The 16,139-nt window shown below is 72.9% G+C and carries 13 protein-coding genes and 1 riboswitch; of the genes, 7 read left to right on the forward strand and 6 right to left on the reverse strand.

Annotated elements, in window-relative coordinates:
* Nucleotides 1-48: 48 nt before the first annotated feature.
* A riboswitch (cyclic di-AMP (ydaO/yuaA leader) is annotated at nt 49-224 on the forward strand.
* A gap of 5 nt (nt 225-229) precedes the next feature.
* Nucleotides 230-1,009 carry a transglycosylase SLT domain-containing protein gene (locus ACIRDU_RS17780; RefSeq protein WP_403580198.1) on the forward strand — a complete coding sequence of 260 codons (780 nt, stop codon included), beginning with the start codon at nt 230-232 and terminating at the stop codon, nt 1,007-1,009.
* Here the strand turns inward: ACIRDU_RS17780 and ACIRDU_RS17785 are convergent.
* Nucleotides 973-1,821, reverse strand: a complete 849-nt coding sequence (locus tag ACIRDU_RS17785; protein WP_403580201.1) for an HAD family hydrolase — start codon at nt 1,819-1,821, stop codon at nt 973-975. The genes ACIRDU_RS17780 and ACIRDU_RS17785 overlap by 37 nt on opposite strands.
* 171 nt (nt 1,822-1,992) lie before the next feature.
* Here ACIRDU_RS17785 and ACIRDU_RS17790 point away from each other — a divergent pair, with 171 nt between their 5' ends.
* The 3 genes from ACIRDU_RS17790 to ACIRDU_RS17800 all read left to right on the forward strand — a co-directional run bounded on the left by ACIRDU_RS17790 (nt 1,993) and on the right by ACIRDU_RS17800 (nt 5,274).
* Nucleotides 1,993-3,078: a GNAT family N-acetyltransferase gene (locus tag ACIRDU_RS17790; RefSeq protein WP_403580203.1), complete on the forward strand. Its 1,086-nt coding sequence runs from the start codon at nt 1,993-1,995 to the stop codon at nt 3,076-3,078.
* Nucleotides 3,079-3,112: 34 nt separating this feature from the next.
* Nucleotides 3,113-4,414, forward strand: a complete 1,302-nt coding sequence (locus ACIRDU_RS17795) for a glycosyltransferase (protein WP_403580206.1) — start codon at nt 3,113-3,115, stop codon at nt 4,412-4,414.
* Between the two features lie 104 nt (nt 4,415-4,518).
* Nucleotides 4,519-5,274, forward strand: coding sequence for a polysaccharide deacetylase family protein (locus tag ACIRDU_RS17800; RefSeq protein WP_403580209.1), 756 nt, complete (start codon nt 4,519-4,521; stop codon nt 5,272-5,274).
* A 7-nt stretch (nt 5,275-5,281) separates the two neighbouring features.
* On the opposite strand, the gene ACIRDU_RS17805 is transcribed toward ACIRDU_RS17800, so the two are convergent.
* From ACIRDU_RS17805 to ACIRDU_RS17825, 5 genes are read right to left on the reverse strand one after another with little or no spacing between them, the layout of a single operon-like run.
* Entirely contained in the window at nt 5,282-6,460 is a 1,179-nt protein-coding gene (locus tag ACIRDU_RS17805) for a glycoside hydrolase family 26 protein (protein ID WP_403580212.1), read from the reverse strand.
* On the reverse strand, nt 6,457-6,897 hold the full coding sequence (locus ACIRDU_RS17810; RefSeq protein ID WP_403580215.1) for a hypothetical protein: 441 nt from the start codon (nt 6,895-6,897) through the stop codon (nt 6,457-6,459). Before ACIRDU_RS17810 ends, ACIRDU_RS17805 begins: the two co-directional genes overlap by 4 nt.
* Nucleotides 6,894-8,855 (reverse strand): glycosyltransferase, encoded by a 1,962-nt coding sequence (locus tag ACIRDU_RS17815; RefSeq protein WP_403580218.1) that lies wholly within the window; start codon nt 8,853-8,855, stop codon nt 6,894-6,896. The genes ACIRDU_RS17810 and ACIRDU_RS17815 overlap by 4 nt, the downstream gene beginning before the upstream one ends.
* A 57-nt stretch (nt 8,856-8,912) precedes the next feature.
* Nucleotides 8,913-11,168 carry a lipopolysaccharide biosynthesis protein gene (locus tag ACIRDU_RS17820; RefSeq protein ID WP_403580221.1) on the reverse strand — a complete coding sequence of 752 codons (2,256 nt, stop codon included), beginning with the start codon at nt 11,166-11,168 and terminating at the stop codon, nt 8,913-8,915.
* A complete protein-coding gene (locus ACIRDU_RS17825) occupies nt 11,161-12,420 on the reverse strand; it encodes a DegT/DnrJ/EryC1/StrS family aminotransferase (RefSeq protein ID WP_403580223.1) in 1,260 nt (419 codons plus the stop codon). The genes ACIRDU_RS17820 and ACIRDU_RS17825 overlap by 8 nt, the downstream gene beginning before the upstream one ends.
* Before the next feature lie 310 nt (nt 12,421-12,730).
* Between ACIRDU_RS17825 and fahA the strand changes: the two genes are divergently transcribed.
* The 3 genes from fahA (at nt 12,731) to ACIRDU_RS17840 (ending at nt 16,138) form a co-directional block, all read left to right on the forward strand.
* On the forward strand, nt 12,731-13,942 hold the full coding sequence (gene fahA, locus ACIRDU_RS17830) for a fumarylacetoacetase (protein ID WP_403580226.1): 1,212 nt from the start codon (nt 12,731-12,733) through the stop codon (nt 13,940-13,942).
* 229 nt (nt 13,943-14,171) lie between these two features.
* Entirely contained in the window at nt 14,172-15,110 is a 939-nt protein-coding gene (locus tag ACIRDU_RS17835; RefSeq protein ID WP_403580634.1) for a M56 family metallopeptidase, read from the forward strand.
* A gap of 239 nt (nt 15,111-15,349) precedes the next feature.
* Nucleotides 15,350-16,138 (forward strand): GntR family transcriptional regulator, encoded by a 789-nt coding sequence (locus ACIRDU_RS17840; protein ID WP_403580229.1) that lies wholly within the window; start codon nt 15,350-15,352, stop codon nt 16,136-16,138.
* Nucleotide 16,139 lies beyond the last annotated feature (1 nt).

Consider the following 16,139-nt stretch of genomic DNA (forward strand, 5'->3'; position numbering starts at 1 on the left):
ACGTTCCCGGCCTGTCCGGCGGACGCCTAATCCTGCCGCCGCCCGGACTCCCCACAGGAACCGACTCACTCACGCGTGGCAGGAGCGGGGGACCCAGGTAAGTCGCCGGTCCGCACAGCGGCACGGCTCGGGGTGAAGCCGCGTACGGCACACAGTGCCGTACGCGGCCGGGCACCTCCCGGCCCGAACCCGACAGCTCACCTCGCAGGCGCCGGAGAGGAATATCGCCATGGCCGGACGAGGCAAGCACCGTCGCCCCAGAACCAACCCGCTGACCCGAGGCATCATCGCCGCCGGTACCGGCGGAGCAGCACTCACCCTGCCGCTCCTCGGCGCCACGCACGCGAGCGCCGCCGAGCCCCAGAGCGCACCCGCCGCCGCACAGTCCGTGCCGCAGGCGGCCCAGCCCGCCAAGTCCCTCATGTACACCGTGATCAAGGGCGACTCGCTCGCCCGCATCGCGGACAAGTACGACGTCTCGGGCGGCTGGAAGCAGCTCTACAAGGACAACCGCGCCGCCGTCGGCGACGACCCGAAGCTGATCCACCCGGGTCTGAAGCTGACGGTGAAGACCACCAAGACGGACGCCGCGAAGAAGACGGCGACCAAGTCGTCCGCCCCCGCCAAGCCGGCCGCCAAGCCCGCCGGCGGTGTCGCCCAGGCCACCCAGGCGTCCGCGAAGACCTACGCGAACAACCTCGACGGGTGGATCCGCGAGGCGCTGGACATCATGGCGCAGAAGGGGATCCCCGGGTCCTACGACGGCATCTACCGCAACATCATGCGCGAGTCGTCCGGCAACCCGCTGGCGATCAACAACTGGGACTCCAACGCCGCCAAGGGCACCCCGTCCAAGGGCCTGCTCCAGACCATCGACCCGACCTTCCAGGCCTACCACGTGGACGGCACGTCGTGGGACCCGTACGACCCGGTCGCCAACATCACAGCGGCCTGCAACTACGCGGCCGACCGCTACGGCTCGATCGACAACGTCAACGGCCCGTACTGAGCCGACCCGCCCAGCAGTCGCTCGAGGACGACGGCGATGCCGTCGTCCTCGTTCGACAGGGTCACCTCGTCGGCCACGGCCTTGAGTTCGGGATGGGCGTTGGCCATCGCGACGCCGTGGCCGGCCCAGTCGAACATCGGGATGTCGTTGGGCATGTCGCCGAAGGCGATGGTGTCCGCCGACCGCAGCCCCAGATGCTCGGCCGCCAGCGCCAGGCCCGTCGCCTTGGTGATCCCGCACGGCTGGAGCTCGACCGTGCCGGGCCCCGACATCGTCACCGTCGCCAGTGAGCCGACCACCGAGCGGGCCGTCGCCGCCAACTCGTCGTCCGACAGGTGGGGATGGCGCAGCAGCACCTTGCTGATGGGCTCGTCCCACAGTTCGTCGCGCCGGTCGACCCGTACCGCGGGCAGGGTCGGGTGCGGCATGAGATAGCCGGGCTCGATCAGCGTGAGCCCGTCGACCCCGTCCTGGTCGACCGCCGCGTACACCTGCCCCACCTCGGCCTCGATCTTGCCGAGGGCGGTCTCGGCCAGTTCCCGGTCCAGGGTGATGGACCACAGCAGCCGGTCCGCGCCGGCGTCGTACACCTGCGCGCCCTGCCCGCACACCGCGAGCCCCGTGCATGCGAGGTCGTCCAGGAGCGGCCGCACTCTCGGCGCCGGCCGGCCCGTCACCACGAGGTGCTGGGCACCGGCGTCCGCCACCCGCGCGAGCACGGCGAGAGACCGGTCGGAGAGGGTGTCGTCGCCGCGCAGCAGCGTCCCGTCCAGATCGGTGGCGATGAGTGAATATGCGAGGGGTGCGGCCATGATCAGAGAATACGGACAACGCGCCCCTTCGTTTCATCGCACGGCGCACGCCGATTGCCCGGTTGAAGGCCTCTGCACCAGTTGGCAACAACATGCTCCGCTACCTACCCGAGGGGCCGCATAGAGCGGTACCTTCCATGTGTCCAGGGGGGACTTGATCGGGGGGTCAGGTTGAGCAGTGGGCGCGTTCGCGTGGCTGGGCCCGGGGAGCTCGGTGAAGGGGAAAGGGAGCACTGGCGTGCGCTGCGCGCGGCTTCCGAAACACCGCGCAACCCCTTCATGGAACCGGAGTTCACCGAAGCCGTCGGCCGGGTCAGGCCGGGGGCCCGGGTCGCCGTGGTGTACGAGGGGCCGGAGCCGGCCGGCTTCCTGCCCTACGAGCGGGGCCCGTTGGGGCAGGGCCGGGCGATCGGGCTCGGCGTCTCGGACGCCCAGGGCGCGATCCTGCGGCCGGGCCTGGACCTGGAGACGGGCGAACTGCTGAAGGCCTGCTCGGTGTCGAGCTTCGCCTTCGACAATCTGGAGGCCGAGCAGCGGCTGTTCGTCCGGTACGCGGCCGAGGAGCACGCCACCTACGTCATCGACGTGGAGAAGGGCTACGAGACGTACGAGTCGGTGCTGCGGGCGCAGTCGCCGAAGTTTCTGAAGACCACGCTGGCCAAGGAGCGCAGGCTGGGCCGGCAGGCCGGCGAGCTGCGGTTCGTGTTCGACGAACGCGATCCGGCGGCGCTGCGCACGCTCATGGACTGGAAGTCGGCGCAGTACCGCAGGACCGGCCGCCGGGACCGGTTCGCCCAGGAGTGGATCACCCGCCTCGTCGGGCAGCTGGCCAGGACCCGGGCGCCGGAGTGCAGCGGCACCCTGTCCGTGCTGTACGCCGGTGAGCGGCCCGTCGCCGCGCACTTCGGGCTGCGCTCGGCCTCCGTTCTGGCCTGCTGGTTCCCGGCCTACGACCCGGAGTTCGCGAAGTTCTCGCCCGGTCTGGTGCTGCACCTGCGCATGGCCGAGGCGGCGGCCGGGGACGGCATCGGCATGCTGGACCTGGGGCGGGGCGCGGCCGAGTACAAGGACGCGCTGAAGACGGGCGAACTGCCCGTGTACGAGGGGGCGGTGACCCGCCCGGGGGCGGGCGCGGCACTGCACTGGCTGAGCCGCGAGCCGGCCCGCCGCGCGCACCGCTTCGTCCGCGGCCGGCCGCGGCTCGCGTCGCTGGCCGCGCGGACGCTGAAGGGCGCGGCACGGCTGCGCCGTACCTGAGGCAAGGCGTACCTGACACAAGGGGGGTGGGCGCATGGCGCGTTCGGCGCGTGCGCAGGAGGAGATACGGCGGTTCCTGGACATCGGCGCGGTGCAGGTCGCCGAGCTGGACCTCGACGGCGACGAGGCGGTGCTCAGACCGGGCCCGGGGAGTCCGCCGGTGACGCACGGAGAGGTCTTCGTGCTGGTCAGAAGGGCCGGCCGACCCGTGGGCACGCTGCTCGGGCGGGTGCCGGAGGGGGCGGATGCCAGGGCCGTGCTGGCGGCGCGGGCCCGGGCGGAGTGCGGGCCCGCCGTCTTCGGCGAACCCGGGGAGCCGCCGTACACGAGTGTCGTCGTCGCGACCCGGGAGCGCGCCGGGCAGCTGGCCAGGGCTCTGGACTCGCTGCTGGCGCAGGACCATCCGCGGTTCGAGATCGTCGTCGTCGACAACGCGCCCGTCACGAGCGAGACGCGGGAGCTGATCGAGCGGAAGTACGCCGAGCGCGTGCGGTACGTCTGTGAACCTGTTCCGGGGCTCGCAGGCGCGCACAACACGGGGCTGGACGCCGTGCACGGCGAGGTGGTGGCCTTCACCGACGACGACGTGGTCGCCGACCCGCGCTGGCTGACCGAGCTGACCGCGCCCTTCGCCGCCGACGCCGGGCTCGGGTGCAGCACGGGGCTGATCCTGCCCGCGCGGCTGACCACCCCGGCCCAGGTGCTGCTGGAGAGCCACGGCGGCTTCGCGAAGGGCTTCACTCCAAGGACGTACGACCCGGCGCGCCCGCCGGGCGACGAGCCGCTGTTCCCGTTCACTGCCGGGCGGTTCGGCTCGGGGGCGAACATGGCGTTCCGTACGGCGGTGCTGCGTTCCGTCGGCGGTTTCGACCCGGCCACCGGAGCCGGGACGGCCGCCCGGGGCGGGGACGACCTCTACGGCTTCGTGCGGATCCTGGCCCAGGGCCACCGGCTGCGCTACACGCCGTACGCCCTGGTGTGGCACCACCACCGGGAGACCTGGCGGGACCTGGAGACCCAGGCGTACGGCTACGGCGCCGGACTCACCGCGTATCTCACCGCGGTGCTCGTGAACCGGCCCGCGCTGCTGCCGGCGTTCCTCGCGAGGCTGCCCCGCGGCCTCGCCCACGCCCGCGCGCTGACGGCCGTGCGCGAGACCGAGGGAGCGGACGGCGCGGGCACGCCGGGCGATCATGACGCGCGGACCCATCCCTGGCCGCGGCGGCTGTCGCGGTTGCAGCGCCGCGGGATGGTGTACGGGCCTGTCGGCTATCTGCGGGCGCGGCGGGCGCTGCGCGCGACTTCTCGTGAGAAGACGGCTCGGGGGGCGAGATGAAGACGGAGGGCAGAGGCCGGGCGGAGCGGGCTGCGCCGGACGGTGAGGGGCCGATACCGCCCCCGGCCGCGCCGCCCATCCCCGTCTTCCTGTATCACTCGGTGATGGACGATCCGCCGGACTGGATCGCCGAGTTCACGGTCACGCCGGAGCAGTTCGCGGCGCACCTCGATGCCGTGGTCCGCAGTGGCCGTACGCCCGTCACGATCAGCGCGATCGCCGATCACCTGGCCGGGCGGGCGCCGCTGCCGCCCCGGCCCGTGCTGCTCACCTTCGACGACGGGTTCGCCGATCTGCCCGGCCCCACGGCCGAGGCCCTGGCCGAACGCGCGCTGCCTGCCACCGCCTACCTCACCACCGGCGCCATCGCCCCGGGCGGCCGCAGTCTGCTGCCGCCCGCCCCGATGATGACCCTGGCCCGGGCGGCGGAGCTGGAACGTTCCGGCATGGAGATCGGCAGCCACACCGTCACCCACGCGCAGCTCGACACCCTGTCCGCCAAGGCTCTGGCGTACGAACTGCGCACCTCCAAGGCCGTGCTGGAGGACGCCCTCGGGCACGAGATCCGGCACCTCGCCTACCCGCACGGCTACAACAGCCGCCGCGTGCGCGCCATGTCGGCGCGGGCCGGCTACGAGACGGCGACCGCCGTACGGCACGCGCTCAGCTCCGACCGCGACGAGCGGTACCGCATCGCCCGGCTCATCGTCCGGCGCACCCACACCGTCGCCGATGTCGAGGGCTGGCTGGCGGGGGCGGGCGCGCGGGTCGCGCCGTACCGCGACGGGCCGAAGACGATCGCGTGGCGCTGGTACCGGCGAGCCCGTGCGATGGTGCACGGGCCCGAGTTCGCGGGCTGATCCCGGCCTACCTCAGCGGCTGGTTGAGGTACGGGTCGGCGACCGCCTTGCGCAGGCTGTCCCAGGCCGCGTCGTCGGCCAGCGCCAGGTTGCAGTGCGGTCCGGGGTCGCGGTAGTTCCACTGGAGGGCGGCCTTGACGCCCTCCAGGCCCTTCAGCACCCCGGGCACCTGCGCGTACCACTCGGCCTGCCGCTGCGGACGGGCCGTGTCCACGGCGGTGCCGAACTCGGAGAGCATCAGCGGCTTGTCGTCGGAGATGTTCGCGCGGATCCACTCGTGCGTGGCCTTCTGGGTCTGCGCGAAGGTCAGCCAGCCCGCGTCGTGACAGCGGTAGTAGTTGTACTGGTTGTAGCCGATCCAGTCGACGTAGTCGTCGCCCGGGTACATCCTCTTGATCTCGTCGGCGTGGTCGAGGTACCCGGTGGTGATCCACGTCCACACCACGTTGTCGACGCCCAGTTCGCGGAAGCGGTCGTGGATGTGCCGGTACGCCCTCACGTAGTCGGCGGGCGTGCCGCTGGCCGGGGTGCGGGTGTCCATCTCCAGGTCGAAGGAGAGGAACACCTTCCTGCCGTAGTCCTTGATGCGCCGGGCCTGGACGTCGATGACCCTGTCGTCCAGCTCGCCGGCCGCGATCTGTTCCCAGGTGGGCTGCTGCCGCTTCGTGCCGCCCCACCACTTGCTCTCCCAGGAGAGCAGCAGCAGGTGGTCCTCGCCGACGCGCCGCTCCTCCGGGGTGAGCAGTTGACCCTCGCGCCGGGAGCCCGAGGCCAGGGACATGTCGTGGTACGTGTACACGATGTCGAGTTCGCGGCCCACGCGCTTCTCGTAGGCGCGCACCTTCTCGGGCAGGTCGTCCCGCTCGTGCGGCACGAACGCGCCGAACCAGGCGCCGCAGGGCGGTTCGAGGAGGGCCGTGGGGCGGCAGTCCGCCTCGGAACCGGCTGCCCCCTGCTCCTGCGGTCCGGAGGCGTCCCGCAGGGCGAGTACGGCGACCAGGACGGCGCTGACGACCGTGGCGGACGTGATCAGCAGGCGGCGCCGGCTCGACGCCGTCGGGCGGGCGGCCCGCTCCTCGTGCGGCTTCTCGTCGTGCGGCTTCTCCGTGTGCGGTGTCCTGCGGTGCTGTCCTCCGGTCGTGCTCGGCTTGCTGCGGAAGGGACGGTGGGGGCGGTTGAACCTCACTGAGCGGAACCCTTCGGTGTCCTCGGCGTCGTGCGGGGCGGCGGGGAGGCGCGCAGCGGCGGACAGAACGCGGTGAGTGTGGTCAGCAGTGTCAGCGTCAGCAGCACCCGCTGCGCGCTGAAGGTGTGCGTGGCGATCAGCACGGTCGCGACGAGCATCACGGCGCCGATGCTCAGGAAGAGCACCAGCATCAGCCGCTCCAGCAGGTCGGAGTGGCGGGCGAACTCCGCGTCCCGGCGCTCCACGGGCCCTTCGGCGGGCCGCGCCCCCAGGGCGGGGGCGCAGACTCTGACCGCGGCCGCGCCCGGGCCGGCCGCCAGGAAGAGCACGACAGCGGCGCCCCGCAGCGGCGACCCGCCGGGCAGGGCGAGCGCGGCCAGCGCAAGCCAGCCGCCGAACGGGGGCAGCATCCGGACCACGAGTTCCTGCGGTGTCATCGCTCCGCTCCCCCTGCCTGCTTCAGTACGTAGAGCCATCCGGCGCTGTTCTCCGCCACGAGCCGGAAGCGCGGCGAGGCGGCGACGGACTTCCGGATGCGGTCCAGCTGCGCCTTGTCGAGCTGCCCGTTCATCTCGGAGTTGGCCAACTGTCCCTGGGTGAGCAGGAAGTAGGCCCGGGCCGGCCGCTCCACCCCGGCCATGTCACGGGCGAGGGTGCCGGCGGGGCTCCTGACGATCTGGTCGACGTGACTGCGTGCGTCGTCGAGGAACCAGTAGTGGTCGACGCTCCAGTAGGAGGCGTACGCGTCCGGGTAGTTGCGGTTGGCGGCCACGACCAGCGAGCCGTCGGGCGCCTGGTCGAAGAGCTGCCGTACGAGGGCCACTTCCTGCGGCGGGAAGTAGTTGATCCGGTCCTTGCCGGAGTAGGCCGGGACGAACGCCAGCGTGCTGCCGAGCAGTGCGGCCAGCGGCACCCAGACGCCGATGCCCCGGCGGCTCTCGGCGGGGGCGCCCTGCCGGCTGCCTGCCTCCTGCGCGGCGGCGTCGGCGGCCAGGGTGCGGACCTTGGGCAGCAGCGCCGCCGCGGCGAAGAAGGCGGCGCCGGGCAGCATGAACAGCAGCACCCGGAAGATCATCTCGCTGCCGTAGCTGCTCGCCGCGAACATCGGCAGCGGGGCCGCGGCGACCAGCAGCAGGGGCCGGGCGCGATGGCGCAGCACCCGCTGGCGCAGCACGCCGACGGCCGCGAGCAGCAGGACGGAACCGGACAGCAGCCGGGCCGCCCAGGAGGTCACGATCGCTCCGGTGCCGGTCGGGGTGGCGCCGTAGCCCGTCTCGACGTTGGCGCCGACGTCGCCGATGGAGCGGATCATGTCCGGCATCGCCGCGGACAGGAAGGGCAGCGCGGCCGTGAGACACCAGGCCAGGAAGATCACGACGGTGGTGACCACCGGGACCCAGTCGCGGTAGCGGCGGCTCAGACACAGGGCGACCAGGCAGACGGCCAGCATGCCCGGGGTGAGCTGGTGGGAGATGACGATCGCCACGATCATGACGGTGATCACCACCGTCCACACGGCCTGCCGCGGCCGCCCGCGCCGCACGGCGGACCGGCCGAAGCGGCGCAGGACGACGGCGAGGACGCCCACGTGCAGCGCGTACGCCACGGACTGGGGCGAGAAGTAGTCCTGGCCGACCCAGTTGGCGACGTAGAAGAGCCAGACCGCGGTCCAGACGAGCCGCCGGTCCTCGGTGAAGGTGCGGTAGATCAGCAGCAGCGGGAGCAGGAGCATCAGGCTGGAGGCCAGGGGCCACCAGGCCATGAACATCGCCGCCGAGTCCACGCCCAGCAGCCGTTGCAGGGCGGCCTGGGCGGCGAAGAAGCCCGGCCACTGGTCGTACACCGCCATGTCGCCGACCTGATCGGCCGTCTGCAGACCGCCGGCCGTCAGCAGATGGTCGATGACCGCCTCGTGCTTCCACGCCCAGGCGTACAGGGGGGTCGGGTAGAGCACGGCCTGTGTGGCCCGCTCCATCACCAGCAGACCGAGCACGTACGCCGCCGACCAGGCGCCCGGCCGGCGCGCGTCGCGGACCGTGAACCAGAACCCGGTGGTGAGCACCGCGAGCCCGGCCCAGAAGGCCGGATGCAGCGCGCTGACCAGCCCGTAGTCGTCGAGCCGCGAGACGTCGGTGTGCCGCACGGCGTACGCCCAGAGCGCGAGCGCGACGAGCAGCGGAACTCCCGGCCAGGCGAGCGCGCGGCGCCCGGACCAGGCGGGGGGCAGGTCGGACAGATCCGTCACGGGCTCATGGGCGGGGCTCGACGACTCCGAGGAGGAGGGGCTGGAGGACTGGCTGGCCGTCTCGGGGCCGCTGCCGGGGGTGCTCGCGCCGTCCCGGGCGGGTGCGGGTTCCGGCGTGGATCTCTCCCTCGGTGTGACTGGCGGACGCACGGTGGTTCCCCCCTGGCGGTTCGGCTCTGTGTGGCTCTGTTCGGTTCTGGTGATCGATCAGTCGGCGGTCGGGCCGTTCGGTTCTGTGCGGTGCGGCAGCCCTCGGGCCGACGCGGCACGGCGCCAGCGCGGCAGAACCAGGACGAGTACGACGAGCACGACGAGTACGAGAAGCAGGGGCGGCGCGACCGGTGCGAGCGCATCGCGCCACACCCAGCCGCCGACCGCGACGAGATACAGAACCCCCCAGCGCCCCTGCCACGGCAGCCGTCCGCCCACGCTCGCGAGCAGCAGCCCCAGCGGTACGAGATACAGCAACTGGCAGGCCGGCGGCGCCCAGCGCAGCAGCGGCTCGGGCCCGTCGAGGCCCACCGCGTCCGCGAGGAAGCCGGCCGTCTGCGAGTAGAACGCCCCGTCCACCGGTCGTGGTTCCCGCCCGAGGGCGACCGGTGCGGCGTACAGGGCGCACAGGGCGGCGCACAACGCCGTGCCGGGCAACCACGGTTCGCGCCGGGCGCAGAGGGTGACCGCGGCGACGAACACCACGAGCAGCAGGCCTCCCGCGGTGAGCGACGGCAGCGGCAGGCCCTCCAGCAACTGACGCCCCGCCAGCTCTGTCACGGTGGCGCCGCCGAGCCAGGGCAGCTCGCGCAGCGGCGCCCAGAAGAAGACGACGGCGACACCGAGCAGGCTCCAGAGGGCACCGCGCAGCCGCCGTTCTCGTGGCTCCTCGTCCGTGAGCTCGCGGGGTGGTTCGCGGGGTGGTGGTTCGCGGGTCGGGCCCTCCGGCCGCACGATCAGCGCCAGCGTGTCCGCCTGCAACGCCTCACGCTCGTACCCGGGGCGCCCGATGAACAACGTGACCGTGTCCTCGTCACCCTCCTTGGGCTGGTACGCGGCCCGGCGGGCCCAGCTCGTGCCGAACCCGGCGGTGGCGTTCAGTTTCGCCCAGCGGGTGCCGTAGGAGGGGGCGGCGGGCGCACGGACGGCGGGCGCGCTGTCGTCGTGGCGCAGGGCCGCGCGCAGCCCGGCCGTGGCGACGACGGCGATCAGCGTCATGCTCAGCAGCACCGCCCAGCCGGCGCCCGCGATCCCCGACGGGGTGAACAGCACGGCCGCGCTGCCCAGCACCAGGGCGCACATGGATCCTTGGAGCGCGGCCAGCACTCCTGTGCGCCCCTGGACGCGCAGCACGCCGATGTACAGCTCCACCACGACCCGCGGCAGGGCGCCGAGGGCGAGCAGCCGCAGCACGGTCGAGCCGTGCTCGGCGTAGTCCGGGCTGAAGGGCGTGAGGATGTACGGGGCGAAGACGACGAGCACCAGCACGACCGGGACGAGCAGCAGCGTCATCCGCCGCAGCGCGCCCCGGACGCCGTCGGCGAGCTGGCGCGGGTCGTGCGAGGCGTGCGCGGTGAGCGACGAGGCCATGTTGATGGCCATGAACTCCATCGTGCCGCCGACGGTGTAGGCCACGTAGAAGTAGCCGTTCTCCGCGGCGCTGAAGCGGACCGCGACCATCACCGGCAGCAGGTTGATCATCGCCAGGCTGAACAGCGCACCCAGCGAATCCCCGGCCAGGAAGCGGCCCATGTCCCTGATCTTGGGGGGCTCTTTGTGGCGGTCGGCCTCCGCCTGGCGGGGGATGAGCCGGCGGAAGATCAGCCAGCCCAGCGGCAGGGTGGAGAAGGCGATCGCGACCGCCCAGGAGACGAAGATGCCGAGGACGGGCAGCGTGCCGGCGAAGACGGCCAGGAGGACCAGCTTCCCGACCGAGAACACGGCGTTCCCGGCGGGCACCCACTCCGCCTTGCGCAGCCCGGTGAGCACCCCGTCCTGAAGCGTGAGCAACGCCCAGGCGACGCACGCCGCGACGAACACCGCCCCCGCCATGGGCGTGCCCAGAGGCGCGTAGGACGCTCCCCACGCGTCGAGCGTGAGCAGGAAGACGGCGGCGGCGAGCGCCACGACCAGCGAACTGGCCACGTACGTGCCCCACACCAGGCGTCCGGTCTCCCGGCCCGCGCGCGGGACGAAGCGGACGACGGCGCCGATCATCGTCGTCGCCGTGATGCTGGCGAGCAGCCGCATCGCGGCGATCGCGGCCGAGCCCTGGCCGACGGCCTCCTCCGTGTAGTAGCGGGCGGCCACCAGCCAGAATCCCAGGCCCAGTACGGCGGAGACGCCGGTGCTGAGCATGAGGAAGTAGGCGTTCTTGAACAGCGAGTCGTGGGTGTGGTCACTGCCGGCGGGCTTCGGTCCGCCGCCGTCGGTACGCGCGGCGGCAGGCTCGTGCACCTGGATCTCAGCCACGGGACTGTCCCAGCCCTCCCGGTGTCGGCCTGTTCCCGGGCAGTTCTCCCGGAGCCCGGACGGGTTGCGCCCCGGACCGCTCCAGTACCTCGGCGACCGTGCGCGCCCGCAGCGGGTCCACGGGCAGCGCGTGCCGCGCGAACCAGCGAGCCGCTTCGGGGGACGGTGAGGGGTCGGTGAATTCCCCACCGGCGTAGTCGTCCAGAGGCGGGTCGTAGAGGTAGCCGACGACGATGCCCCGCCGCGCCAGCGCCGCGATCGCCGCGTCCCGGTCCGCCACGAACAGCGGCACACGGAACAACGGCTGCGTGCCGTAGGCGTCGCGCGGCTTGGCCCAGGGCGTGGACAGCAGCAGCTCCGTGCCCGCCCGGCAGGCCTCCAGCACGTCGTCCAGCCGGTCGAGCCCCCGCCCGATGCGCCGCAGCCGCAGCCGGCCGGACTCCAGGCGGTAGTCGTGCATGTCGACGCGCAGCCACGGGTGGTGGGCGTCGAGCCCGGGCGTCTCGCGGGCGGCGAGGGCGAGTTCGTCCGGGCGCAGCGGCATCCGGATCTCCTCACGGTCCGCCAGTCCCAGCAGCCGGATCGCGGACCGGGCGGCGCGCCGCAGCCGCAGCCCGCGCACCGTCGCCTCCGCGTACGGCCGGACCAGGTAGGCGAGTTCGGCGCTCGTCCGGCGCGGCGCGAGCAGTCCCGCGCAGGTCTTCTGCACCGCCTCCCGCAGCCCCGGATCGGCGAGCGAGAGCATGCCTCCGGCTTTGGCCCCGACGTGCTTGGACAGACTGAACACGGAGGCCTCGCCCCAGGCCCCGACCGGCCGGTCCCCCACCCGGCTGCCGATCGCGTGCGCCGCGTCCTCGAACAGCGGGATTCCCAGCGCGTCGCACTTCTGTCTGAGGCGCGGCGCCGGGTCCGGGTTTCCGTACAGGTTCGTCGTGAGCACGGCCGAGACCGAGCCCCACACCTCGTCCGGCACGGCGTCGATGTCGATGGACGCGTCGAGCGGGTTCAACGGGGCCTGCACCGGACGCAGTCCGGCCGCGAGCACGACGAAGAAGATCACGTCGTCGTTGACCGGCGACATCAGCACCCGTCCGCCGGGCGGGCACCAGTGGCGCAGCGCCACGTACAGCCCGAAACGGCACGACGGCACGTACACACATTCCCGGCCGAGCCGGACGCGCATGGTCTCTTCCAGCCGCTTCGGCTGTGCACCACGCCGCGCCGAACCCGGACCGGCCTCCCCTATGGCCATCCGCCCCCCAGATGTGCCGTGGGAAAGCCCCCTCCCCGAGGCCTTCCGGCACCCGCCCAGAGTCGCCCCGTTCGCACCGCTCCGTCAAGATTGCGTCGCGTCCTGTGGATAACTTCCGGCTCGTACGAATGGGGCGTCCCGTCCGGCGCGCCGGAGCCGCCCCGTCCGGTCCCACCCGGGCCCACCTGCCCCGTTCGCCCCTGTGCGCCTCCACGGACTCTGCACAGGAGCGGCGCGTCACCCGTAACGTGTGGCATGACCACGAACACGTGGCGACGACATGGCACACCCGAAAGCGAGGCAGCACCCGATGCCCCCCTTCGATGTCCCCGAGGGCGATCCCTTCGGCCCGCACAACCTGCCGTACGGCGTGTTCTCCCTCCCCGGCTCGTCCCACCGGGCCGTGGGCGTCCGGCTCGGTGACCATGTGCTGGACGCGGGCGCGGCGGCCCACGCGCTGGGCTCGCCGTACGCCTCCCTGCTCGCGCAGCCGACCCTCAACCCGCTGCTGGCCGCGGGCCGCACGGCCTGGTCCGACGTGCGCCGGGCACTGACCGCCTGGGTGACCGTGCCGTCCCACCGCGAGACCGTCGCACCCCTGTTCCACCCCCTGTCGTCGGTGACCCTGCACCTGCCCTTCGAGGTCGCGGACTACGTCGACTTCTACGCCTCGGAGAACCACGCCCGGAACGTCGGCCGGATCTTCCGCCCCGACGCGGAGGACTCCCTCACCCCCAACTGGAAGCACCTGCCGATCGGCTACCACGGCCGCTCCGGCACGGTCGTCGTCTCCGGCACGGAGGTCGCCCGCCCGTCCGGCCAGCGCAAGGCCCCCACGGACGCCGCTCCCGTCTTCGGCCCGTCCGTCCGCCTGGACATCGAGGCCGAGGTCGGTTTCGTCGTCGGCGTGCCCTCCCGGATGGGCGCGCCGGTGGCCCTCGGGGACTTCCGCGAGCACGTGTTCGGGCTGTGCCTCCTCAACGACTGGTCCGCCCGCGACATCCAGGCCTGGGAGTACGTCCCCCTCGGTCCGTTCCTCGGCAAGTCCTTCGCCACGTCGGTGTCGGCGTGGATCACGCCGCTGGACGCCCTGGAGGAGGCGCTCGTGGCGCCTCCGGCCCGGACGCACGAGCTGCTGCCCTACCTGGACGACAGCGGCGAGGAGCCCGGCGGCTACGATCTGCGGATCAGCGTCGCCGTCAACGGCCACGTCGTCTCCGAGCCGCCCTTCTCCACCATGTACTGGACGGCCGCCCAGCAGCTGGCCCACATGACCGTCAACGGCGCCTCCCTGCGCACCGGCGACCTCTACGGCTCCGGCACGGTCAGCGGCCCGGCGGAAGGGGAGCGCGGCTCCCTGCTGGAGCTGACCTGGAACGGCCAAGAGCCGCTCGAACTGCCGGACGGGAAGCGGACGTTCCTGGAGGACGGCGACGAGGTGACCCTCTCGGCGTGGGCTCCTGGGCCGCACGGCGTGCGGGTGGGGCTGGGCGAGGTGACGGGACGGGTGGTCCAGGGCTGACACCGGCCGGGCGAGGGCCGGCCGACCGCCGCCCCTCCGGTCTCTTCTGTTGCCGTTCGGCCCCTGACGCACACTGCCCGGCCCGTCATACTGGGCGCAGGGCGGTGTGCCCGCACCTCCGCCACGCTCGTCGTCGAGGCGCGCGTGGTCACCGGTGCGCACGGCGACCGCCCACCCCCGCACGACCCGTAGCCGCCCCTCTTCCGACGAGGAACCGGAGCCCGTGGCCATGACCGTCTGCCTGCTCCTGCTGAGCGTCGTCGCCCTGACGGCCGCCGTCCCTGTTCCCCGTGCGCTGACCCGGGCCGCGTGGCCCGAACGGGAACCGGTGGTCGCGCTGTGGGTGTGGCAGTGCCTGGTCGCCACTGTCCTGCTGTGTTGCGTCACGGCGCTCTCCCTGGGCGCCGCCGCCGTCTTCGGCACCGTCCGCGCCCAGCTCTTCGCCCCGGCACCGCCGGCGGTGACCGCGGCGTACGACCTGTCCACCGCCCCGCCGGGGGCAGCCGCCCTCACCCTGCTGCTGGCCTGCGGTGCCGCCTGGACGACCGCGATGCTCGCGCGGGAACTCGTCGAGGCCCGCCGGCGCCGCGCCCAGGCCCGCGCCCACCTGCGCGAGCGCGCCCCCGACCTGCCGGCCGGCCTGCCCGCGGCGCGCGGGCCGCTGCTGGTCCTGGAGGACGAGTACCCGGACGCCTGGTGGATGCCCGGCAGCCCGCCCCAGCTGATCGTCACCACGGGCGCCCTGCACCGCCTCACCGGCCACCAGCTCGACGCCGTCCTCACCCACGAGCGGGGCCACGCCCGGGCCCGCCACGACTGGTTGCTGCACCTGTCCACCGCCCTGGCCACCGGCTTCCCCCGCATCCCGCTGTTCGCCCACTTCTGCGACCAGACCCACCGCCTGGTCGAACTGGCCGCCGACGACACGGCCTCCCGCCGTTGCGGCCACCTGACCACCGCCCTGGCCCTGATCGAGCTCAACCAGCACCGCGGCGTCCTGTCCTGCGCCTCGAGCCACCGCCTGCTGGGCGAGCGGGTCGACCGGCTCCTGGAACCGCCGCCCCGGCTGGGCCGCCGGCACCGGGCCCTGACCACCACGACGGCCGCGCTCGTCCCGCTGTTGCCCCTGCTGATCGCCTTCGCCCCGGGCTTGACGGCGCTGTCGTAGCCGCACCGGTCCGGCTGTGGGCGGCTGTCGCAGGCGTACCGGTCAGGTTGTGGGCGGCTGTCGCAGGCGTACCGGTGCGGCTGTGTGCAGCTGTCGTAGCCGCACGGGCCGTGTGGCCGGTGGCGGATCCGCTCGCGGGTTGACCAAAAGGCCAGCTCATCCGTCGAACCGGTCACATTCCCGGTGGCGCAACATTCCCGCAACACCACTTTTCCTATCGGATAGGTATGGTCCGAGCCATGCCCAGTGACCGCATCCGAGACCACGCCGGACAGGGAGCCGCGACCACCGTCGCCGCCCACCGCGCGCGGCGACGGCTGCGCGCCGACCGGGCCCGGCAACTGGCCGACCTGCTCCGTCGGCTGCTGCTCACCGGCGCCTTCCCCGACGGCGTCCTCCCCCACGAGTCGACCGTCGCCACCGAGTACGGCGCCAGCCGCAACACGGTTCGCGAGGCGCTCGACCTGCTGCGGGCCGAGGGCCTCGTGGAGCGCCAGCCCGGCGTCGGCACCGTGGTCGTGGCCCACAAGTACCCCCACGGCCTGGACCGGCTGATGGGTCTCGCGGAAACCCTCCGCGAACACGGGCAGGTCACCAACGAGGTCCGCACCATGGGCCCCGCCCCGGCACCCGCGCCGGTCGCCGACCGCCTCCGGCTCACGCCCGGCACCGACGTCCTCTACATCGAACGCCTGCGCAGACTGGGCGGTCTGCCCCTGTCCCTCGACCTCACCTACATCCCCCTCGACATCGGCACCGGCCTGCTCGGCGCCGATCTGGAGAACACCGACGTCTTCCGCCTTCTGGAAGCCGCCACCGGCCAGCGCCTCGGCCACGCCGAGATCACCCTGGAAGCGGTCAGCGCGGACACCCACTCGGCCGCCGTGCTCGAGGCTCCGCGCGGCGCCGCCGTCCTCATGCTGGAACGCCTCACCCACCTCGCGGACGGCCGCCCGGTCGACCTGGAGTTCATCCGTTTCCGCGGCGACCGCATCACCATGAGCGGCCTGCTGCACCGGACCCGGTGAC

This window comes from Streptomyces sp. NPDC093598 (genome assembly GCF_044764825.1).
Taxonomy (GTDB): domain Bacteria; phylum Actinomycetota; class Actinomycetes; order Streptomycetales; family Streptomycetaceae; genus Streptomyces.